Genomic DNA, 19,167 nt, shown 5'->3' with positions numbered 1-19,167 from the left:
GGAGACAGAGCGAAATGATCGAACGAGTCCGAGCCGTCCTCGTCACCGCGGACGACACGATGCTGGTCATCCGCCGCACCAAGCCCGGAATCCCCGTGTACTGGGTGCTGCCCGGCGGCGGGGTCGAGGAGAGCGACGAGTCCCGGGAGGCCGCTCTCCACCGGGAGATCCACGAGGAGATCGCGGGGAAGGCCGACATCGTCCGCCTCCTGCACACGATGGAGTCCGACACCGAGGGTCAGCTCTTCTACCTCGCCCGCATCGCGACGTGGTCCTTCGAGGACCGCACCGGCCCGGAGTTCAGTGCCGAGGGACGCGGCGAATACGCGCTGGAGGAGATCCCGCTGACCACGGAGGGGGTCGACAGTATCGACCTCAAGCCCGAGGAGATCGCTCATGTCCTGCGGGGTGCCATCGGCGCGGGCACGCTCGGGGCCGGGGTCGTGGTCTAGTCGTACGACACCCGAACATGCCACCGGGGCCAACGCTGAATTGCGTTGGCCCTGGTGGCGTTGCTCAGACGACGAGTGAGGTGGTGGGAGGGGGGATGGGCTCGATCGCAGCCCGTTCTGCTGTGTGGCGAGCAGTGCGAGCAAGGGCGGTGTGTCCGCAGCGGCAGCTGTGTTCAGACGACTTCTCCTCCTGCTCTGGCCTCGATCCGCCCCCGGTCGAGGCTGGAAAGACCTGCGCCCCCTGGTGCAGGTCCTCTCCTGCCCCTCGGGGGCGGGTTCGACGGAAGCTACGCTTCCGTCCCAACTTGCTGCCTGGTCTGAGGCTGGGGCCCGGGGTTCCTGCCGCTGCGGATGGTGAGGTCCGTAGGTGTGCAGGTCGGGCATGCCGGGCCTCTCTTCGGAGGTGGGGGTGCCAGGTAGCGGAGCAAGAGGCGGGCCTGCCGTGAGACTTCGCTGTGATGGGCGGAGCGGGGTCCTTCCGGATCAGTCCTGGGTGGGGTCGGGATGGGCGGCTTCGAGTTCGGCCTGGATGAAGTTCTTGGCCTGGTCCAGACGTTCGCGTCCTACGCGCAGCCCCTTGTCGCGGATGGCCTTTTCGATGTGGCGGCGTGAGACCTTGCCGCCACGACCCAGCGGGGCTGTCCGCCCGATCTCGATTGCCTGCTCGAAGGTGGCGCTGGACGGGCGGCCGGGATGTCCGACGGGCGCCGTATCGGGCTCAGCCACTTGCTCGGGGGCGGACGGAGCCACGTCGGCGATGGGGTGTGGCGCGGATCTGGGTACGGAGCCATGCCCGGGCCGAGGGCGCAAGGGCCTGCTTGCACGCGGCACGGCCATCCTGGGCCATTCGCCGCCCGCGAGGTCGGCGACGCTGATCAGCGGCTCACAGGTGTCCGCCGCGCGGTCTTCGACAGGAAGGTTGGGTACAGGGGCCCTGGCCTCGTCATGCAGGCTGCCGAGCCAGTCCACCAGCCGCTCGCGAAGTTCCTGGACCAGCAAGTCGTCCCGGCCGTATCGCCAAGGGGTCGCCTCCTCGTTTGCGGTACGGCGGCGCATACGGATGACCATGGACCGGTCCATGATCGTGTCAGGCAAGTCTCCGATGCCGGCTAGGGCGGCCATGGCGCAGGTGGAGAACTGCTGTACCTCGTGGTTGGGGCCGGACACCCGCAGCGTGAGCCGGTTGCGCATGTGGCCTGCGTTGAGGAGCCCACGCAACTCCTCGTTCTTCTCGGCGACCTTCGCCGCGGAACCACTGCAGCCACCGTCCACAAGCTCGTGCCACGCCTTCCGGCTCCCGGTGGGGCTGCTCGGAGGAGGTGACGCCCCAGCATGCGACGTAGGCACCCTGTCGCGGGTCGTGGCGGGTCAGCGATCAATCTGACGCCCCGTGAGGGGACTTATGGCACGCGAATGGCACGCGGGCTCTGAGAGGTCTAGACAACGACGAAGCCCCAGGTCACTGACCTGGGGCTTCGCAGAAGAGCGGATGACGGGAATCGAACCCGCGCTATAAGCTTGGGAAGCTCATGTTCTACCATTAAACTACATCCGCCTCGCGGCCCGTTGATCGGTACCGCAGACTCGGATCACTGTACCCCATCGCGAAGTAGCCGCGTACGGGCCGTGACGGAGTGCCGTCTGGAGTGGTGTCCTGTTCATCCCCTAATGTGGCTGTCTCGTCCACCACTTGTCGGGGAAGGGACTTGATGGGTTCGATGGGTTCGATGGAGCGCACCGTCGTCCGCTGTGCCGAAGGGCATGTGTTCAGTACCGCCTCGTTCCCGTTGCAGCAGCTCGGGGCCGGGCGGATCGGGCCAGGGCGGCTCGTGCGGTGTCCACGGTGTGCGCGGCTGCGGCACGCGGTGCCCGTGGAGCTTGAGCAGCGCTGATGAACGGACGGGCGCGGAGTCTTCCCGGTCTTCCCGATTGGGGCAGGTCCGCGCCCTCTGCGTATCGTGGGGGCGTGCTTCTCTCAGACAAGGACATCCGGGCCGAGATCGACGCCGGACGGGTGCGCATCGACCCGTACGACGAATCCATGGTGCAGCCCTCGAGCATCGACGTGAGGCTTGACCGCTTCTTCCGGGTGTTCGAGAACCACCGCTACCCCCACATCGACCCCGCCGTCGAGCAGCTCGACCTGACCCGCGAGGTCGAGCCCGAGGGCGACGAGGCGTTCATCCTCCACCCCGGCGAGTTCGTGCTCGCCTCGACCTACGAGGTCATCAGCCTCCCCGACGACATCGCGTCGCGGCTGGAGGGCAAGAGCTCCCTCGGGCGGCTCGGGCTCGTCACCCACTCCACCGCCGGGTTCATCGACCCCGGCTTCTCCGGGCACGTGACCCTGGAACTGTCGAACCTCGCCACCCTGCCGATCAAGCTCTGGCCGGGCATGAAGATCGGCCAGCTGTGCCTGTTCCGGCTGAGCTCGCCCGCCGAGTTCCCGTACGGCAGCGAGCGCTACGGCTCGCGCTACCAGGGGCAGCGGGGGCCGACGGCCTCCCGCTCGTTCATGAACTTCCATCGAACCCAGGTGTGAGCAGCTATGAGTGACGTACGGGAGAACCTCACCTACGAGGGATTCGGGCACGCCGTCCGCGAGCTCGCGCAGACCATCGCCGACGACGGCTACGAGCCCGACGTCGTGCTCTCCATCGCCCGCGGCGGCGTCTTCGTCGCCGGCGGTCTGGCCTACGCCCTCGACTGCAAGAACATCCACCTCGTCAATGTGGAGTTCTACACCGGGGTCGGGACGACGCTGGAAATGCCGGTCATGCTTGCGCCCGTGCCCAACGCGATCGACTTCTCCGACAAGAAGGTCCTGATCGCCGACGACGTCGCCGACACCGGCAAGACCCTCAAGCTCGTCCACGACTTCTGCGTCGACCACGTCGCCGAGGTCCGCTCCGCCGTCATCTACGAGAAGTCCCACTCCCTCGTGAAGTGCGAGTACGTGTGGAAGAAGACCGATGAGTGGATCAACTTCCCGTGGAGTGTCGAACCGCCCGTCGTACGTCGCGAGGGACAGGTTCTCGACGCCTGAGGCAGTCGGTGATTCCTCAGTACGTACGTGGAAGGCCCCCGTCCATTTCGGCGGGGGCCTTCCGTCGTTCGTGTGTGCGTACGTCCTACAGCATGCCCAGCTTGATCAGTGACAGCAGCGCCACCAGCTGGATCGCCGACGCTCCCAGTGCCTTCGGCCACGGCAGGTCGTGCGAGCGGCTCACCATCATCGTGAACAGCGCGCCCGCCGCCAGCCACGTCAGCCAGCCCAGGACCTGTACCAGGCCGTTCTCGCCGCCCAGGAAGAGCGCGAAGACCAGGCGGGGAGCGTCCGTGATCGACATGATCAGCATCGACAGGCCCACCGTCGGCTGCCACGAACCGTCGCCGCCCAGCTGGCGCGCCAGCGTGTTCGTCACCGCGCCCATGATCAGGCCGGCCACGACGAAGCCCACGCCCGTCATCAGGACGTACGGGATCGCCGTCGACAGCGTCGCGTTGATCGCCTCTTCGCGCGCCTTGTCGAAGCCGAAGATCGCCAGCAGGCCGTAGAGGAACGTGACCGTCAGCGCCGGGCCCCACACCGCGTGGTCGCGCATCTGCAGGAACGTCGGGCCCGGGCGCAGCACGATGCCGCTGAGCAGCGCCTTCCAGGGCAGTCTCGGGCCCGTCGGGGCCGGGGGCGCGCCCGCGTCGTACGTCGCCGCGTTGCCGTACGGGTCCTCGTTCACGCTGAACATCTGCGTGTGCCCCGGCGTGTTCGCCGCGTAGTTCTGCTGCTGATGGTGCTGCTGCTGCGCCCCGTACGGGTCCCCGAAGTACTCCGGCTCCCCGTACCCGCCGCCGCCCTGCTGCGGGGCCTGCTGGGGCCACTGCTGCTGCGGGTGGGGCGGCGGGGCCGCGTTGTACCCGTACGGCGCCTGCTGCGGTTGTTGTTGCGGGGGGCGGTTGTTGTCCCGGCCGCGTCCGTTCCTGAATCCAGCCACGTCATTGAACGTACCCGGTCCCGCCGGGGCTCCGCTCCTTCACCCCGGAGCTGCCACTGAGCTGTGACATCCCCTAGGGGGTTACAGGGTTGGCGGCTAGGGCTCGGCCGGCTGTTACACGGGCTATGGGTGGTCTATGCATGGGCGGTTTAGCGTTTCGGGTGTTGTAGGACGAAACGTATTAAACAGGTATTCAAGGGGTCCTCATGCGCTTCACCCGTCGCACCATCCGTACCGCAGCGATCGCCACCGGCACCATCGCCGCCCTGGCCCTTCCCACCGCCGGCGCCTTCGCCGTCGACAATCCTGCGGACCAGGGTGATCAGAACGAGCAGAGCGACCAGCAGCAGCCTCAGGTGGAAACGCCCGTCGAGCGCGCCTTCGTCAAGTCCTTCAAGCTCGCCGACGGCTCCGTCGCCAAGGTCTACCAGACCGGCACCGACCAGTACGCCGCCGAGATCTGGGCCGACGGCGCCCTCATCGACACCCTCACCACCTCCACCGGAAGTCCCGCCTACGGGCAGAACAACGGCCTCCATGTCGTCCTTCAGCCCGACGGCACCGTCACCTCCTGGGTCCAGGGCGCCCCCAAGCCCCAGCCCAAGCCCAAGCCCGAGCCCGAGAACAAGAAGAAGGACGTCTCCGTTCGCGTCACCCTGCCCGACGGGCGCATCGCCTCGCTCGTCAAGGGGCACCACGGGCCCCGCGCCGTGATCTCCCTGCCGAACGGCAACCACCTCGGCACCCTCGACCTGAAGAACCCCACCGCCACCCACGACGGCTGGACCTACAAGGTCGTCGTCGTCGGCAAGGGCGCGTACCGGTTCGTCGTCATCGACAGCCCCAAGCAGGGCGGCAACAGCTGGGTGTACGACTTCCAGGGCAGGCTCGTCGAGAAGTACCAGGTCCAGAAGAAGGCCGCCCCCACCTCCACGCCCACCTCCACCCACCTCGTCCCCAAGGGCACCGTCCCCAAGGGCGCCGTGAAGGCCGGGGTCGAGAACGTCTCCGGGTTCTCCGGCCAAGCCGCCCTCATCGGCGCCGGCGGCGGGCTCGCCGCCCTCGGGGCCGCCGGGCTCGGGTTCGCCCTCTACCACCGGCGTGGGCAGCAGCAGGGCTGACGAAAGCCGAAGAGCCCATAGGCCCATGGAAAAGGCCGCCCTGCGCTTCTCGCGCCGGGCGGCCCTTCCGTCTCTACATCTCTACACGTGCTTACTACTCCGCCGACACCGGCTCAGGATCCGGCTCGTCCGCCCCCTCGGCGGCCTCCGGCTTCTTCTTCACCGAGTCGAGCAGCAGCTGCGCCACGTCCACCACCTGGACGGACTCCTTCGCCTTGCCCTCGTTCTTCTTGCCGTTGACCGAGTCGGTCAGCATGACCAGGCAGAACGGGCAGGCCGTCGAGACGATGTCCGGGTTCAGGGACAGGGCCTCGTCGACTCGCTCGTTGTTGATGCGCTTGCCGATCCGCTCCTCCATCCACATCCGCGCGCCACCGGCGCCGCAGCAGAAGCCGCGCTCCTTGTGGCGGTGCATCTCCTGCTGGCGCAGGCCCGGGACGGCCGACATGATCTCGCGCGGGGGCGTGTAGACCTTGTTGTGGCGGCCCAGGTAGCACGGGTCGTGGTACGTGATCAGACCGTCGACCGGCGTCACCGGGACCAGCTTGCCCTCGTCGATGAGGTGCTGGAGCAGCTGCGTGTGGTGGATGACCTCGAACTCGCCGCCCAGCTGCGGGTACTCGTTCGCGATCGTGTTGAAGCAGTGCGGGCAGGTCGCGACGATCTTCTTCGCCGACTTCGGCTTCTTGGTCTCGGGGGACTCGTCGTCCTCGCCGAACGCCATGTTCAGCATCGCGACGTTCTCCTGGCCCAGCTGCTGGAACAGCGGCTCGTTGCCCAGGCGGCGCGGGGAGTCACCCGTGCACTTCTCGTCGCCGCCCATGATCGCGAACGAGACGCCCGCCATGTGCAGCAGCTCCGCGAAGGCCTTCGTCGTCTTCTTGGCCCGGTCCTCCAGGGCGCCCGCGCAGCCGACCCAGTACAGGTAGTCGACCTCGGTGAGGTCCTCGACGTCCTCGCCGACGATCGGGACCTCGAAGTCGACCTCCTTGGTCCACTCGACGCGCTTCTTCTTCGCCAGGCCCCAGGGGTTGCCCTTCTTCTCCAGGTTCTTGAGCATCGTGCCGGCCTCCGAGGGGAAGGCGGACTCGATCATCACCTGGTAGCGGCGCATGTCGACGATGTGGTCGATGTGCTCGATGTCGACCGGGCACTGCTCCACGCACGCACCGCAGGTGGTGCAGGACCACAGCACGTCCGGGTCGATGACGCCGTTCTCCTCGGCGGTGCCGATCAGCGGGCGCTCGGCCTCCGCCAGAGCGGCGGCCGGGACACCGGCGAGCTGCTCCGCCGTGGCCTTCTCGTTGCCCTCCATGTCCTTGCCGCCGCCCGCGAGCAGGTACGGCGCCTTGGCGTGCGCGTGGTCGCGCAGCGACATGATCAGGAGCTTGGGGGAGAGCGGCTTGCCCGTGTTCCAGGCGGGGCACTGCGACTGGCAGCGGCCGCACTCGGTACAGGTGGAGAAGTCGAGGATGCCCTTCCAGGAGAACTGCTCGACCTGGGAGACACCGAAGACGGCGTCCTCGGCCGGGTCCTCCCAGTCGATCTCCTTGCCGGCCGTCGTCATCGGCTGGAGCGCGCCGAGGGCGGTGGAGCCGTCCGCGTTCCGCTTGAACCAGATGTTCGGGAAGCCGAGGAAGCGGTGCCAGGCGACACCCATGTTGGTGTTCAGCGAGACCGTGATCATCCACGTGAAGGACGTGACGATCTTCAGCGCCGCGACGAAGTATGTGAGGTGCTGGATCGTGGAGAGGTCCAGGCCGTCGAGGAGCGCGATCAGCGGGTACGAGGCGAAGAAGCCGGGCTCCCAGCTGGTCACGTGGTGCTGGACGCCTTCGAGGGCGCGCAGCGTCATGATGCAGAGGCCGACGATGAGGATGACGGCCTCGACGAAGTACGCCTGGCCGGTCTTGGAGCCCGTGAAGCGCGACTTGCGGCCCGCCCTGGTCGGCTTGGAGAGCTGCCGGATCACGATGAGGGTCACGATGCCGAGGACCGTCATCAGGCCGAGGAACTCGGTGAAGATCTCGTACGGCAGCCAGTCGCCGATGATCGGGATCAGCCAGTCGGCCTGGAAGAGCTGGCCGAAGGCGTTGACGATCGTCAGCAGCAGCGAGAAGAAGCCCACCGCCACGAACCAGTGCGCCACGCCGACGACGCCCCAGCGGTTCATGCGCGTGTGGCCGAGGAACTCCTTGACCAGCGTGATGGTGCGCTGCTTCGGGTCGCCGGTGCGCGTGCCTGCGGGTACGGGCTGGCCGAGCATCACGTAGCGGTAGATCTGCGCGGTGGCGCGGCCGAACAGCGCGACGGCCACCACCGTGATGGCGATCGACACGATGATCGCGGCGAGTTGCATGAGGGGCTCCTCGGGCGGGCCTGCGAGGCGGGAGTGCCGACCCTCGTCAGTGACGTCCCCGGCACTGTCGAGTGTGGCACTACTAAGCGGTAACTTATTCAGTCCGAGCTGAGATTACCGCCTGACGGCGCCGCCCTGTAGCGGCACCCGCGGTGATCTGTGTCGCTCAGGCAAGCCTTGCCGGCCGGGTCCGTCCGGCCGTGGAACCGCTCGCCGCGCGACGCCTGCGGACTGCTGGAAGCGTACGCGCCAGGATGGCGAGGTCCATTCCGAGCCAGTGATGGTCCACATAGTGGAGGTCGAGCAGCTCGCGCTCCTCCCAGGGCAGCTCCGAGCGCCCGCTGATCTGCCAGAGCCCGGTGACGCCGGGGCGCACCGACAGCCGGCGGCGGGACTCGCCCACGCACTCGCGGTGCCCGGGCGTGAGCGGGCACGGGCCGACAAGGGACATCTCGCCCCGTACGACGTGCAGCAGCAGGGGCAGTCCGGCCAGTGGGGTCTTCGTGCGGAAGGTGAGCATCTCGAAGGGGTGTCCGTGCCGGCCCGCGACGGTGCGGCGGCGCATCACCCCGCCCGGTCCCGCGGTCGCGAGGGCGACGGAGAGGGCGACGGCGGCGAACAGGGGGGAGAGGACGGTCAGCAGGGTCAGTCCGCCGAAGAGGTCCAGTGCGCGCTTGGCCGTCATGAAGCTTTCCCACACCCTTTCGAGTGATATTCGTGGGATATTCGGGGTGTATGAGCGCTAAGCCCGCTTTGCCCGACAGGGGTATCCGGACTCTCTCGCGCCGCGGAGGGCCGAGGTCGGGATCGACGCGCCATCCGCGCCTCTTTGAGTGACTCTCAGGGTGAAGAGTTGAGTCGGCTCCACTCAGGTCTGTTGACGCACTCGACCTCGTCGTGCATCCTTGAGCCAGATCCACTCAAGTCGGTCAGCTGGAGGAATTGAAATGGCACGTGCGGTCGGCATCGACCTGGGCACGACTAACTCCGTCGTCAGCGTTCTGGAAGGCGGCGAGCCCACCGTCATCACCAACGCCGAGGGTGCCAGGACCACGCCGTCCGTCGTCGCCTTCGCGAAGAACGGTGAGGTGCTCGTCGGCGAGGTCGCCAAGCGCCAGGCGGTCACCAACGTCGACAGGACCATCCGGTCGGTCAAGCGCCACATGGGCACCGACTGGAAGATCGAGATCGACGGGAAGAACTTCAACCCGCAGCAGATGAGCGCCTTCATCCTGCAGAAGCTGAAGCGCGACGCCGAGGCGTACCTGGGCGAGAAGGTCGTCGACGCGGTCATCACCGTCCCGGCGTACTTCAACGACTCCGAGCGTCAGGCCACCAAGGAGGCCGGTGAGATCGCGGGCCTCAACGTCCTGCGCATCGTCAACGAGCCGACCGCGGCCGCCCTGGCCTACGGCCTGGACAAGGACGACCAGACGATCCTCGTCTTCGACCTCGGTGGCGGCACCTTCGACGTGTCCCTCCTGGAGATCGGCGACGGCGTCGTCGAGGTGAAGGCCACCAACGGTGACAACCACCTCGGTGGTGACGACTGGGACCAGCGCGTCGTCGACTACCTGGTGAAGCAGTTCGCCAACGGTCACGGCGTCGACCTGGCCAAGGACAAGATGGCTCTCCAGCGTCTCCGCGAGGCCGCGGAGAAGGCGAAGATCGAGCTGTCGTCCTCCACCGAGACGTCGATCAACCTGCCGTACATCACGGCCTCCGCCGAGGGCCCGCTGCACCTGGAGGAGAAGCTCACCCGGGCTCAGTTCCAGCAGCTCACGGCCGACCTTCTGGACCGCTGCAAGACGCCGTTCCACAACGTCATCAAGGACGCGGGCATCAACCTGTCCGAGATCGACCACGTCGTTCTCGTCGGTGGCTCCACCCGTATGCCGGCCGTCGCCGAGCTCGTCAAGGAGCTGACCGGTGGCCAGGAGGCCAACAAGGGTGTGAACCCGGACGAGGTCGTCGCCATCGGCGCCGCCCTGCAGGCCGGTGTCCTCAAGGGTGAGGTCAAGGACGTCCTGCTCCTCGACGTGACCCCGCTGTCGCTTGGTATCGAGACCAAGGGCGGCATCATGACCAAGCTCATCGAGCGCAACACCACGATCCCGACCAAGCGGTCCGAGATCTTCACGACGGCCGAGGACAACCAGCCGTCGGTGCAGATCCAGGTCTACCAGGGCGAGCGCGAGATCGCGGCGTACAACAAGAAGCTCGGCATGTTCGAGCTGACCGGTCTGCCGCCGGCCCCGCGTGGCGTCCCGCAGATCGAGGTCGCCTTCGACATCGACGCCAACGGCATCATGCACGTGACCGCGAAGGACCTGGGCACGGGCAAGGAGCAGAAGATGACCGTCACCGGTGGCTCCTCGCTGCCGAAGGACGAGGTCAACCGGATGCGCGAAGAGGCCGAGAAGTACGCGGACGAGGACCACGCCCGTCGCGAGGCCGCCGAGTCCCGCAACCAGGGCGAGCAGCTCGTCTACCAGACGGAGAAGTTCCTCAAGGACAACGAGGACAAGGTCCCCGGTGAGGTCAAGACCGAGGTCGAGACCGCCGTCGCCGAGCTGAAGGAGAAGCTCAAGGGCGAGGACACCGCGGAGATCCGTACGGCCACCGAGAAGGTCGCGGCCGTCTCCCAGAAGCTCGGCCAGGCCATGTACGCCGACGCCCAGGCCGCGCAGGCCGCCGGCGGCGACGCCCCGCAGGGCGAGGCCAAGGCCGACGACGACGTCGTCGACGCCGAGATCGTCGACGACGAGAAGCCCGGTGACGCGAAGGGCGGCGCTGCCTGATGACGGAGGAGACCCCGGGCTTCGAGGAGAAGCCCGACGTCCCCTCCGGCGCCGACGACGCCGCCGAGACCGCCGAGACCCCCTCCGCGGAGGAGGGCTCGGCGGCCCCGGCCGGGGACGCCGCACAGACGGCCGGCCTGACGGCGCAGCTGGACCAGGTACGCAGCGCGCTCGGTGAGCGCACCGCGGACCTCCAGCGGCTCCAGGCCGAGTACCAGAACTACCGCCGGCGGGTGGAGCGTGACCGGGTCACCGTCAAGGAGATCGCGGTCGCGGGCCTCCTGACGGAGCTGCTGCCCGTGCTCGACGACATCGGCCGGGCCCGGGACCACGGCGAACTCGTGGGCGGCTTCAAGTCGGTGGCCGAGTCGCTGGAGACGGTGGCCGCCAAGCTGGGGCTGCAGCAGTTCGGCAAGGAGGGCGAGCCCTTCGACCCGACGATCCACGAGGCCCTGATGCACAGCTACGCGCCGGACGTCACGGAGACGACCTGCGTGGCGATCCTGCAGCCTGGGTACCGGATCGGCGAGCGGACCATCCGGCCCGCCCGCGTCGCGGTGGCCGAGCCCCAGCCCGGGGCGACGCCGGCCGCGAAGGAAGAGAAGCCGGCGGACGAGGAGAGCGGTGGCCCCGAAGAGGGCTAGCGCGACGAACACCGGAGCAGTCCGGAAGGAGGGACGTCGATGAGCACGAAGGACTTCGTCGAGAAGGACTACTACAAGGTTCTCGGCGTCCCCAAGGACGCCACCGACGCCGAGATCAAGAAGGCGTACCGGAAGCTCGCCCGCGAGAACCACCCGGACGCCAACAAGGGCGACACGAGCGCGGAGGCGCGCTTCAAGGAGATCTCCGAGGCGAACGACATCCTCGGTGACCCCAAGAAGCGCAAGGAGTACGACGAGGCCCGCGCCCTCTTCGGCAACGGCGGCTTCCGCGCCGGGCCCGGCGGGCAGGGCGGCTCGTTCAACTTCGACCTGGGCGACCTCTTCGGCGGCGCCCAGCGCCCCGGCGGAGCCGGCGGGGCGGGCGGGGCCGGTGGCTTCGGAGGCGGCATCGGCGACGTCCTCGGCGGCATGTTCGGCCGGGGCGCGGGCGGCGGCGCGGGCACGCGCACGCAGCCGCGCCGCGGCCAGGACATCGAGTCCGAGGTGACGCTCAGCTTCACCGAGGCCGTGGACGGCGCCACGGTGCCGCTGCGGATGTCCTCCCAGGCGCCCTGCAAGGCCTGTTCGGGCACCGGCGACAAGAACGGCACGCCCCGCGTCTGCCCGACCTGCGTCGGCACCGGCCAGGTCTCGCGCGGCAGCGGCGGCGGCTTCTCGCTCACCGACCCGTGCGTGGACTGCAAGGGCCGCGGCCTGATCGCCGAGACCCCCTGCGAGGTCTGCAAGGGCAGCGGCCGGGCCAAGTCCTCCCGCACGATGCAGGTCCGCATTCCCGCCGGGGTCTCCGACGGCCAGCGGATCCGGCTGCGCGGCAAGGGCGCTCCCGGCGAGCGCGGCGGCCCGTCCGGCGATCTGTACGTGGTCGTCCATGTCGACGCCCACCCGGTCTTCGGCCGCAGGGACGACAACCTGACCGTCACCGTGCCCGTCACCTTCGACGAGGCGGCGCTCGGCGGCGAGATCAAGGTGCCGACGCTCGGCGGCCCGGCGGTGACGCTGAAGCTGCCGGCCGGCACGCCCAACGGCCGGACGATGCGCGCCCGCGGCAAGGGCGCGCTCCGCAAGGACGGGACGCGCGGCGATCTGCTGGTGACGGTGGAGGTCGCGGTGCCCAAGGAGCTCGACGACAAGGCCCGCGAGGCCCTTGAGACCTACCGTCAGGCGACGGCGGGCGAGGACCCCAGGGCAGAGTTGTTCCAGGCCGCGAAGGGAGCTTGACCCGATGGACAGCCGACCGGGACGCAGCCGTAACCCGTACGAACTGACCGACGAGTCGCCGGTGTACGTCATCTCGGTGGCGGCCCAGCTCTCGGGCCTGCACCCGCAGACCCTGCGTCAGTACGACCGCCTCGGCCTGGTCTCGCCCGACCGCACGGCGGGCCGGGGCCGGCGCTACTCGGCCCGTGACATCGAACTGCTCCGCACGGTGCAGGCGTTGTCGCAGGACGAGGGCATCAACCTGGCCGGCATCAAGCGCATCATCGAGCTGGAGCACCAGGTGGCCGCGCTCCAGCAGCGCGTCGCCGAGCTGTCGGCGGCCGTCGACGGCGCGGCGATGGCGATGCAGCAGCGCGAGGCGCAGGTCCACGCCTCGTACCGCCGCGACCTCGTCCCGTACCAGGACGTCCAGCAGGCGAGCGCGCTCGTGGTCTGGCGCCCGAAGCGCGGCGAGTAGCCGTCCCGTAAGCCGTTTTCGTACGAAGCCCCCGCCACGGACCGTGGCGGGGGCTTCGTCGATCTGTGCGTACCTGGTCAGTGATCCTGCTCCAGAAGGCCGGACTGGGCGATGAGATAGCCGAGTTGGGCGCGGCTGCCGCTGCCGAGGGCGGAGGCGAGCTTGGCGATGTGGGCCCGGCAGGTCCGCACGTTCATGCCGAGCCGGCGGGCGATGGCCTCGTCGACGTGGCCCTCGACGAGGAGCTTGGCGATGGAGCGCTGGATGCCGCTGATGCCGTCCGTCTTGATGTCGTACGGGATCTCTGCGCGGATCGGGACGGCCAGCTGCCAGAACTGGTCGAAGACGCCGACGAGGTACGCGACGATGCCCGGGTGGCGCAGCTCCAGGGCGACCTGCCGGTCGCTGCGCGCGGGGATGAAGGCGACCTCGCGGTCCACGATGATCAGCCGGTCGATGATCTCCTCGAGCGTGCGGACCTGTACCTCGGGGCCGACGTGTTCGAGGTAGGTGAGCGTGAGCTCGGTGTGGCGGGCGGTGTGCTGGTAGAGCGTGCGCATGTTGATGCCGCGGCCCAGGAGGGGGGAGACCCGCTCCAGCGCCTCGGCCAGGGCGTGGGCGGGCCGGCCGCCGCCGGGCTGGACGGTCAGGAGTTCCATGCGGCAGTTGGCGACGACCCGGTCGAGGGTGGCGTTGATCCGGCCGATGCCCTCGAGGACGGTGATGGCGTGCGTGGAGGGCTGGTCCTGCGCGGTGATCGACATGAACGGCTCGAAAGCGTCGGACAGCGCGACCGTCTGGCGTCGGCGCTCCAGAATCTCGCGCTCGATGGGCTGGAGAAGTTGTGCCAGCGCCGAGGAAGGCGGGATAGGGCGCATCCACTGGGCGTCGTCCGGGTCCGGGTGGAGCAGCGACAGATCGAGCAGGCAGGGCGTCTCGACAGCCTCTGACCGGGGTATTCGCCCCGTGCGCAGAGCGCTGGCGTACAGCTCGGCGCCTGCCTTGCACAACTCTGCATGCGAATGGGGGTGGCCGGATTCGTCCGGTTGTTTCTGCATATGTACACCCCCAGGCTCCTGCATCTCAGGAACATGATGCATGGGTTTGGTGGTGGAAGCGCAGAGAGTAAGCCATCGTCTTAGACGCGGGGGGTTGGAGAAGACATATCTTCAAGTGAGGTTGCTCGGTGATGATGAAGAAGCTCATACGCGCGGTGGCCGGAGTCGCCTTCATCGCGGCCGCCACAGTGGGAGCGCTGGGGGCGGTACAGGACCCCGGTTGGCACTCGGAACCGGCGGGCACGCAGGTCGCCGCGGTTGCCGACCCGGGCTGGTCGTCGGCTCCGGCCGGCGTGAACGACCCCGGCTGGTCCCTCGTCGGCGCATGAACGTTCCCGACGACTCTCGTTTCCGCCGTGAGATGGCGGCTGCCTACCGTTCCGGGTGGCATTTCATCGACCTCGTCACCGCCGTGCCGCACGGTGGCGATTCGTTGATGGTCACCCTCTTCGGAGAGCCGATCATCATCAGGCGCGGGGACGACGAGGACATCCGAGCCTACCGATGCCTCCGGAAACCCCGTGGCGCCCCACAGCCCGTCCGGTGTGCCATTCGTTACGGCATGATTTTCGTCAACCTCGACCAGCGTGACCACCAGTTGGTCGAGTCCGAGACCATCACCGCCACCCCCCGCAGTGCCTGAGCGGTTCCCCCGTCGTTCAAGATCGCTCAGGTACTTCCCCCACACAGCGGCGCCATCGCGGACCTGAAACGCGATGGCGCCGCTGTGCTGTGCCCGTGCGGGCGCCGGCAGCGGGGCCCGTAAGTCCGCCGTCACGCGCTACGCCCGGCCCATGGCCCGCGTCAGCGCGATCTCGATGACCACCCGGTCCGGGTTCGGCGCCGGGACGCGGCCGTAGCGGCTCGCGTAGCGGTCCACCGCGTCCGCGACGACGTCCGGCTCCGTACGGATGCGGGCCACGCCCTCCAGCGTCGCCCAGCGGCCCTTGTCCACCTGGCAGACCGCCACCCGCGCGCCGTCCGCGCCCGCCGCCAGGACGTTGGCGACCTTGTGGCTGTGCTTGTTGGTGATGACCCGGGCGATGCCGTTCTCGCCGCCCTCGGGGTCGTACGTCACGCCCACCGCGACCACGTGCGGGGTGCCGTCCGCGCGCGGGGTCGTCAGGGTGCACATGTGGTACTCGCGCCAGAAGCTGAGATACGAGTCGTCCGGGTTCCGCGGGTCAGTCGCCATGCCCGGAACCTACCCGGGGCAGAGCCATGTGCGACACCTTGAGCGGAATGGACTCAACTTTGTGTACGCTGGACCAGTCATAGGAGCCTTAGGAGTCCTGAGGGACCTGTACAGCGGACGCCGAGGAGGAGACAGCGCACGTGGACGCCGAACTGACCAACAGGAGCCGGGAGGCGCTCAACGCGGCCACCAGCCGCGCCGTGTCCGGCGGGCACGCCGACCTCACCCCTGCCCATCTTCTGCTCGCGCTCCTCGCGGGTCAGGACAACGAGAACATCACCGATCTGCTCGCCGCCGTCGAGGCCGACCAGGCCGCTGTACGGTCCGGAGCGGAGCGGCTGCTGGCCGCCCTGCCCAGCGTGACCGGATCCACGGTCGCGCCGCCGCAGCCCAACCGTGAGCTGCTCGCCGTCATCGCCGATGCGGCGAAGCGGGCCAAGGAGCTCGGGGACGACTACATCTCCACCGAGCACCTGCTCATCGGGATCGCGGCGAAGGGCGGACAGGCCGGCGAGGTACTGGCCCAGCAGGGGGCCGGTACGAAAAGGCTGCTCGACGCGTTCGAGAAGAGCAGGGGAGGGCGCCGGGTGACCACACCCGACCCGGAGGGTCAGTACAAGGCGCTGGAGAAGTTCGGTACGGACTTCACGGCGGCCGCGCGCGAGGGCAAGCTCGACCCGGTCATCGGGCGCGACCAGGAGATCCGGCGGGTCGTCCAGGTCCTCTCCCGCCGCACCAAGAACAACCCGGTCCTCATCGGTGAGCCCGGCGTCGGCAAGACCGCCGTCGTCGAGGGCCTCGCCCAGCGGATCGTGAAGGGCGACGTCCCCGAGTCGCTCCGGAACAAGCGCCTGGTCTCGCTCGACCTGGGCGCGATGGTCGCGGGCGCCAAGTACCGCGGCGAGTTCGAGGAGCGGCTCAAGACCGTCCTCTCCGAGATCAAGGCCAGCGACGGCCAGATCATCACCTTCATCGACGAGCTGCACACCGTCGTCGGCGCGGGCGCCGGCGGCGACTCCGCCATGGACGCCGGCAACATGCTGAAGCCGATGCTGGCCCGCGGCGAGCTGCGCATGGTCGGCGCGACGACCCTGGACGAGTACCGCGAGCGGATCGAGAAGGACCCCGCCCTGGAGCGCCGCTTCCAGCAGGTCCTGGTCGCCGAACCGAGCGTCGAGGACACCATCGCGATCCTGCGCGGACTCAAGGGCCGGTACGAGGCCCACCACAAGGTCCAGATCGCCGACTCCGCGCTCGTGGCCGCCGCGACACTCTCCGACCGGTACATCACCTCCCGCTTCCTCCCCGACAAGGCCATCGACCTCGTCGACGAGGCCGCCTCCCGGCTCCGCATGGAGATCGACTCCTCGCCCCTGGAGATCGACGAGCTCCAGCGCTCCGTGGACCGGCTGCGCATGGAGGAGCTGGCCCTCAAGAACGAGACGGACGCGGCGAGCCTCCAGCGCCTGGAGAAGCTCCGCCGCGACCTCGCCGACCGCGAGGAGGAGCTGCGCGGCCTCACCGCCCGCTGGGAGAAGGAGAAGCAGTCCCTCAACCGGGTCGGCGAGCTCAAGGAGCGGCTGGACGAGCTGCGCGGCCGCGCCGAGCGGGCGCAGCGCGACGGCGACTTCGACACCGCCTCCCAGCTGCTCTACGGCGAGATCCCGGCCCTGGAGCGGGAGCTGGAGGAGGCGACCGAGGCCGAGCAGGAGGTCTCCAAGGACACGATGGTCAAGGAGGAGGTCGGCCCCGACGACATCGCGGACGTGGTCGGGGCCTGGACCGGCATCCCCGCCGGACGGCTCCTGGAGGGCGAGACGCAGAAGCTGCTGCGCATGGAGGACGAGCTCGGCAGGCGGCTGATCGGCCAGTCCGAGGCCGTACGGGCCGTCTCCGACGCCGTGCGCCGCACCCGCGCCGGGATCGCCGACCCCGACCGCCCCACCGGCTCCTTCCTCTTCCTCGGCCCCACCGGTGTCGGCAAGACGGAGCTGGCGAAGGCGCTCGCGGACTTCCTCTTCGACGACGAGCGGGCCATGGTCCGCATCGACATGTCGGAGTACAGCGAGAAGCACTCCGTCGCCCGGCTCGTCGGCGCGCCCCCCGGCTACGTCGGCTACGAGGAGGGCGGCCAGCTCACCGAGGCGGTCCGCCGGCGCCCGTACAGCGTGGTGCTGCTGGACGAGGTGGAGAAGGCGCACCCGGAGGTCTTCGACATCCTGCTCCAGGTCCTCGACGACGGCCGGCTCACCGACGGGCAGGGCCGGACGGTGGACTTCCGCAACACCATCCTGATCCTGACCTCCAACCTGGGCAGCCAGTACCTGGTCGACCCCCTGATCGGCGAGGACGAGAAGAAGCAGCGGGTCCTGGAGGTGGTCAGGTCCTCCTTCAAGCCGGAGTTCCTCAACCGCCTCGACGACCTGGTGGTCTTCTCCGCCCTCGACAAGACCGAGCTGGGCCGGATCGCGCAGCTCCAGATCGACCGGCTCGCCAAGCGCCTCGCGGACCGCCGCCTCACCCTGGAGGTCACCCCCGAGGCCGTGGCCTGGCTCGCCGACGAGGGCATGGACCCGGCGTACGGCGCCCGCCCGCTGCGCCGGCTCATCCAGACCGCGATCGGCGACCGGCTCGCCAAGGAGATCCTCGCGGGCGAGGTCCGAGACGGCGACACGGTCCGCGTGGACCGCTTCGAGGACGGGCTGATCGTGGGCGCGGCGCAGTAGGCGGGCGCGGTCAGGTGTCGAAGGCATTGAGGCGTACGAGGGCGGTGTCACCGTCCTCGTACGCCACGGCCACGTCCACGAACAGGGCGTCGTCGAAGGACGCCCGCGAGCAGGCGGCGAAGCCGTGCTCGCAGGTCAGGGCCTTCGTCCGGTCCGGATAGACCGCCGCGATCCACGGCTCGTACGCGGCGCGCTCCATCCGGAACTCGACCGTGACGCTCGTGTCCTGCCAGTGGGCCGCCGTGCACACCGGTTCCTGGGCGCCCGCCGGCAGCGAGCCGCGGGCGAACTCCATCGCCTCCACGCAGTCGACGGGCTTCGCCTCGCCCATCTCGTCCCAGGCCATCGCGCCCCACACCAGCAGGGCGATCGGCGCCCCGCACAGTACGGTCATGAGCGCGGAGACCCAGACCCACGTCCACGCGCGCGGCCGCACCGGCGGCACTTTCTTCCCCGTGTTCTTTATCGCGTTCTCCCCCATGGGCCCCGAGTTTGTCAGCCCGCAGCGGATCGCGGCAGGTGGGGCTTGCGCCGTACCGCCCGGCATGGGGGAGGATGGCGGCAACCGTACGAAGGGATATTCACGGTGAGCATCGACCCGTCCTCGATTCCGAATTTCGGGGGCCAGCCCCAGCCTCAGGCCGCAGGACCGGCGGGCCCCGTCGTCCCCGACCAGGACCTGGTCAAGCAGCTCCTCGAGCAGATGGAGCTGAAGTACGTCGTCGACGACGAGGGTGACCTCGCGGCGCCGTGGGAGGAATTCCGCACGTACTTCATGTTCCGCGGCGAGGAGGACCAGCGTGTCTTCTCGGTGCGGACCTTCTACGACCGCCCGCACTCGGCGGACGACCGCGCCCGGATCCTCGACGCGATCGACGACTGGAACCGCCGCACGCTGTGGCCGAAGGTCTACACGCACCTGCACGAGGAGGAGGACGGCTCCGCCACCCTCCGCCTCATCGGCGAGGCCCAGATGCTGATCGGCACCGGCGTCGCCCTGGAGCACTTCGTGTCGTCGACCGTCAGCTGGGTCCGCGCCTCGATCGAGTTCGACAAGTGGCTCGTGGAGCAGTTCGGCCTGGAGTCCCCGGAGGACAAGTCCTCCGAGGGCGACGAGGCCTGA

Annotated in this window: 19 protein-coding genes, 1 tRNA gene and 1 pseudogene; 13 read left to right on the top strand and 8 right to left on the bottom strand. The window is 68.9% G+C overall.

Annotated elements, in window-relative coordinates:
* Positions 1-14 precede the first annotated feature (14 nt).
* Entirely contained in the window at positions 15-452 is a 438-nt protein-coding gene (locus tag ACFWRO_RS01070; protein ID WP_384503100.1) for an NUDIX domain-containing protein, read from the top strand.
* Positions 453-1,283: 831 nt separating this feature from the next.
* Here ACFWRO_RS01070 and ACFWRO_RS01065 read toward each other — a convergent pair.
* Positions 1,284-1,700, bottom strand: a pseudogene (locus tag ACFWRO_RS01065) (DUF3631 domain-containing protein); the annotation flags it as partial.
* A gap of 236 nt (positions 1,701-1,936) precedes the next feature.
* Positions 1,937-2,007: transfer RNA gene (locus ACFWRO_RS01060), tRNA-Gly, on the bottom strand.
* Between the two features lie 411 nt (positions 2,008-2,418).
* Between ACFWRO_RS01060 and dcd the strand changes: the two genes are divergently transcribed.
* Both dcd and ACFWRO_RS01050 read left to right on the top strand, forming a co-directional pair.
* The gene (gene dcd / locus ACFWRO_RS01055; protein ID WP_384503099.1) at positions 2,419-2,994 is read left to right on the top strand and encodes a dCTP deaminase; all 576 of its coding nucleotides are present in this window, start codon (positions 2,419-2,421) and stop codon (positions 2,992-2,994) included.
* Positions 2,995-3,000: 6 nt separating this feature from the next.
* Positions 3,001-3,498 (top strand): phosphoribosyltransferase, encoded by a 498-nt coding sequence (locus ACFWRO_RS01050; protein WP_384503098.1) that lies wholly within the window; start codon positions 3,001-3,003, stop codon positions 3,496-3,498.
* Between the two features lie 85 nt (positions 3,499-3,583).
* Here ACFWRO_RS01050 and ACFWRO_RS01045 read toward each other — a convergent pair whose 3' ends face one another.
* Positions 3,584-4,444 carry a Yip1 family protein gene (locus tag ACFWRO_RS01045; protein WP_384503096.1) on the bottom strand — a complete coding sequence of 287 codons (861 nt, stop codon included), beginning with the start codon at positions 4,442-4,444 and terminating at the stop codon, positions 3,584-3,586.
* Positions 4,445-4,650: 206 nt separating this feature from the next.
* Here ACFWRO_RS01045 and ACFWRO_RS01040 point away from each other — a divergent pair, with 206 nt between their 5' ends.
* Positions 4,651-5,565: a hypothetical protein gene (locus ACFWRO_RS01040; RefSeq protein ID WP_384503094.1), complete on the top strand. Its 915-nt coding sequence runs from the start codon at positions 4,651-4,653 to the stop codon at positions 5,563-5,565.
* Between the two features lie 94 nt (positions 5,566-5,659).
* On the opposite strand, the gene ACFWRO_RS01035 is transcribed toward ACFWRO_RS01040, so the two are convergent.
* Together ACFWRO_RS01035 and ACFWRO_RS01030 are read right to left on the bottom strand one after the other, a co-directional pair.
* Positions 5,660-7,924 (bottom strand): heterodisulfide reductase-related iron-sulfur binding cluster, encoded by a 2,265-nt coding sequence (locus tag ACFWRO_RS01035; RefSeq protein WP_384503092.1) that lies wholly within the window; start codon positions 7,922-7,924, stop codon positions 5,660-5,662.
* A gap of 166 nt (positions 7,925-8,090) precedes the next feature.
* Positions 8,091-8,609, bottom strand: a complete 519-nt coding sequence (locus ACFWRO_RS01030) for a sugar transferase (RefSeq protein WP_384503091.1) — start codon at positions 8,607-8,609, stop codon at positions 8,091-8,093.
* Between the two features lie 262 nt (positions 8,610-8,871).
* On the opposite strand from ACFWRO_RS01030, the gene dnaK reads away from it, so the two are divergent.
* From dnaK to ACFWRO_RS01010, 4 genes are read left to right on the top strand one after another with little or no spacing between them, the layout of a single operon-like run.
* The gene (gene dnaK / locus ACFWRO_RS01025) at positions 8,872-10,725 is read left to right on the top strand and encodes a molecular chaperone DnaK (RefSeq protein WP_384503090.1); all 1,854 of its coding nucleotides are present in this window, start codon (positions 8,872-8,874) and stop codon (positions 10,723-10,725) included.
* Positions 10,725-11,369, top strand: coding sequence for a nucleotide exchange factor GrpE (gene grpE, locus ACFWRO_RS01020; RefSeq protein ID WP_384503089.1), 645 nt, complete (start codon positions 10,725-10,727; stop codon positions 11,367-11,369). Before dnaK ends, grpE begins: the two co-directional genes overlap by 1 nt.
* Positions 11,370-11,408: 39 nt before the next feature.
* Complete coding sequence (gene dnaJ / locus ACFWRO_RS01015) at positions 11,409-12,608, top strand: molecular chaperone DnaJ (RefSeq protein ID WP_384503088.1); 1,200 nt, start codon at positions 11,409-11,411, stop codon at positions 12,606-12,608.
* A 4-nt stretch (positions 12,609-12,612) separates the two neighbouring features.
* Positions 12,613-13,065 carry a heat shock protein transcriptional repressor HspR gene (locus ACFWRO_RS01010; protein ID WP_384503087.1) on the top strand — a complete coding sequence of 151 codons (453 nt, stop codon included), beginning with the start codon at positions 12,613-12,615 and terminating at the stop codon, positions 13,063-13,065.
* Positions 13,066-13,142: 77 nt separating this feature from the next.
* Here ACFWRO_RS01010 and ACFWRO_RS01005 read toward each other — a convergent pair whose 3' ends face one another.
* A complete protein-coding gene (locus ACFWRO_RS01005) occupies positions 13,143-14,123 on the bottom strand; it encodes a helix-turn-helix transcriptional regulator (protein WP_384503086.1) in 981 nt (326 codons plus the stop codon).
* 131 nt (positions 14,124-14,254) lie between these two features.
* On the opposite strand from ACFWRO_RS01005, the gene ACFWRO_RS01000 reads away from it, so the two are divergent.
* Together ACFWRO_RS01000 and ACFWRO_RS00995 are read left to right on the top strand one after the other, a co-directional pair.
* Complete coding sequence (locus ACFWRO_RS01000) at positions 14,255-14,452, top strand: hypothetical protein (protein ID WP_362005803.1); 198 nt, start codon at positions 14,255-14,257, stop codon at positions 14,450-14,452.
* The gene (locus ACFWRO_RS00995) at positions 14,449-14,766 is read left to right on the top strand and encodes a (2Fe-2S)-binding protein (protein WP_362005805.1); all 318 of its coding nucleotides are present in this window, start codon (positions 14,449-14,451) and stop codon (positions 14,764-14,766) included. The genes ACFWRO_RS01000 and ACFWRO_RS00995 overlap by 4 nt, the downstream gene beginning before the upstream one ends.
* A gap of 138 nt (positions 14,767-14,904) precedes the next feature.
* Here ACFWRO_RS00995 and ACFWRO_RS00990 read toward each other — a convergent pair whose 3' ends face one another.
* Entirely contained in the window at positions 14,905-15,318 is a 414-nt protein-coding gene (locus ACFWRO_RS00990; protein WP_362005807.1) for a pyridoxamine 5'-phosphate oxidase family protein, read from the bottom strand.
* 140 nt (positions 15,319-15,458) lie between these two features.
* Between ACFWRO_RS00990 and clpB the strand changes: the two genes are divergently transcribed.
* A complete protein-coding gene (clpB, locus tag ACFWRO_RS00985; protein WP_384503085.1) occupies positions 15,459-18,044 on the top strand; it encodes an ATP-dependent chaperone ClpB in 2,586 nt (861 codons plus the stop codon).
* Positions 18,045-18,054: 10 nt separating this feature from the next.
* Here clpB and ACFWRO_RS00980 read toward each other — a convergent pair whose 3' ends face one another.
* Complete coding sequence (locus ACFWRO_RS00980) at positions 18,055-18,438, bottom strand: hypothetical protein (RefSeq protein WP_384503084.1); 384 nt, start codon at positions 18,436-18,438, stop codon at positions 18,055-18,057.
* On the opposite strand from ACFWRO_RS00980, the gene ACFWRO_RS00975 reads away from it, so the two are divergent.
* On the top strand, positions 18,437-18,634 hold the full coding sequence (locus ACFWRO_RS00975; RefSeq protein ID WP_384503082.1) for a hypothetical protein: 198 nt from the start codon (positions 18,437-18,439) through the stop codon (positions 18,632-18,634). The two genes, ACFWRO_RS00980 and ACFWRO_RS00975, sit on opposite strands and share 2 nt — an antisense overlap.
* The gene (locus ACFWRO_RS00970; RefSeq protein ID WP_384503080.1) at positions 18,631-19,167 is read left to right on the top strand and encodes a YbjN domain-containing protein; all 537 of its coding nucleotides are present in this window, start codon (positions 18,631-18,633) and stop codon (positions 19,165-19,167) included. The genes ACFWRO_RS00975 and ACFWRO_RS00970 overlap by 4 nt, the downstream gene beginning before the upstream one ends.

The sequence above is a fragment of the Streptomyces sp. NPDC058579 genome (assembly GCF_042718575.1).
Lineage (GTDB): Bacteria > Actinomycetota > Actinomycetes > Streptomycetales > Streptomycetaceae > Streptomyces.
The sequence above is the reverse complement of the archived record's forward strand: the minus strand, read 5'-3'. Positions and strand labels throughout refer to the sequence as shown.

Bases quoted from the DNA above. Each gene is read 5' to 3' on its own strand.
- ACFWRO_RS00990 (WP_362005807.1), bottom strand. From the start codon at position 15,318: ATGGCGACTGACCCGCGGAACCCGGACGACTCGTATCTCAGCTTCTGG.
- dnaK (WP_384503090.1), top strand. From the start codon at position 8,872: ATGGCACGTGCGGTCGGCATCGACCTGGGCACGACTAACTCCGTCGTC.
- ACFWRO_RS01000 (WP_362005803.1), top strand. From the start codon at position 14,255: ATGATGAAGAAGCTCATACGCGCGGTGGCCGGAGTCGCCTTCATCGCG.
- ACFWRO_RS01010 (WP_384503087.1), top strand. From the start codon at position 12,613: ATGGACAGCCGACCGGGACGCAGCCGTAACCCGTACGAACTGACCGAC.
- ACFWRO_RS01005 (WP_384503086.1), bottom strand. From the start codon at position 14,123: ATGCAGAAACAACCGGACGAATCCGGCCACCCCCATTCGCATGCAGAG.
- ACFWRO_RS00995 (WP_362005805.1), top strand. From the start codon at position 14,449: ATGAACGTTCCCGACGACTCTCGTTTCCGCCGTGAGATGGCGGCTGCC.
- ACFWRO_RS01040 (WP_384503094.1), top strand. From the start codon at position 4,651: ATGCGCTTCACCCGTCGCACCATCCGTACCGCAGCGATCGCCACCGGC.
- ACFWRO_RS01070 (WP_384503100.1), top strand. From the start codon at position 15: ATGATCGAACGAGTCCGAGCCGTCCTCGTCACCGCGGACGACACGATG.
- ACFWRO_RS01035 (WP_384503092.1), bottom strand. From the start codon at position 7,924: ATGCAACTCGCCGCGATCATCGTGTCGATCGCCATCACGGTGGTGGCC.
- ACFWRO_RS01050 (WP_384503098.1), top strand. From the start codon at position 3,001: ATGAGTGACGTACGGGAGAACCTCACCTACGAGGGATTCGGGCACGCC.
- ACFWRO_RS00980 (WP_384503084.1), bottom strand. From the start codon at position 18,438: ATGACCGTACTGTGCGGGGCGCCGATCGCCCTGCTGGTGTGGGGCGCG.
- grpE (WP_384503089.1), top strand. From the start codon at position 10,725: ATGACGGAGGAGACCCCGGGCTTCGAGGAGAAGCCCGACGTCCCCTCC.
- dnaJ (WP_384503088.1), top strand. From the start codon at position 11,409: ATGAGCACGAAGGACTTCGTCGAGAAGGACTACTACAAGGTTCTCGGC.
- ACFWRO_RS00975 (WP_384503082.1), top strand. From the start codon at position 18,437: ATGAGCGCGGAGACCCAGACCCACGTCCACGCGCGCGGCCGCACCGGC.
- ACFWRO_RS01030 (WP_384503091.1), bottom strand. From the start codon at position 8,609: ATGACGGCCAAGCGCGCACTGGACCTCTTCGGCGGACTGACCCTGCTG.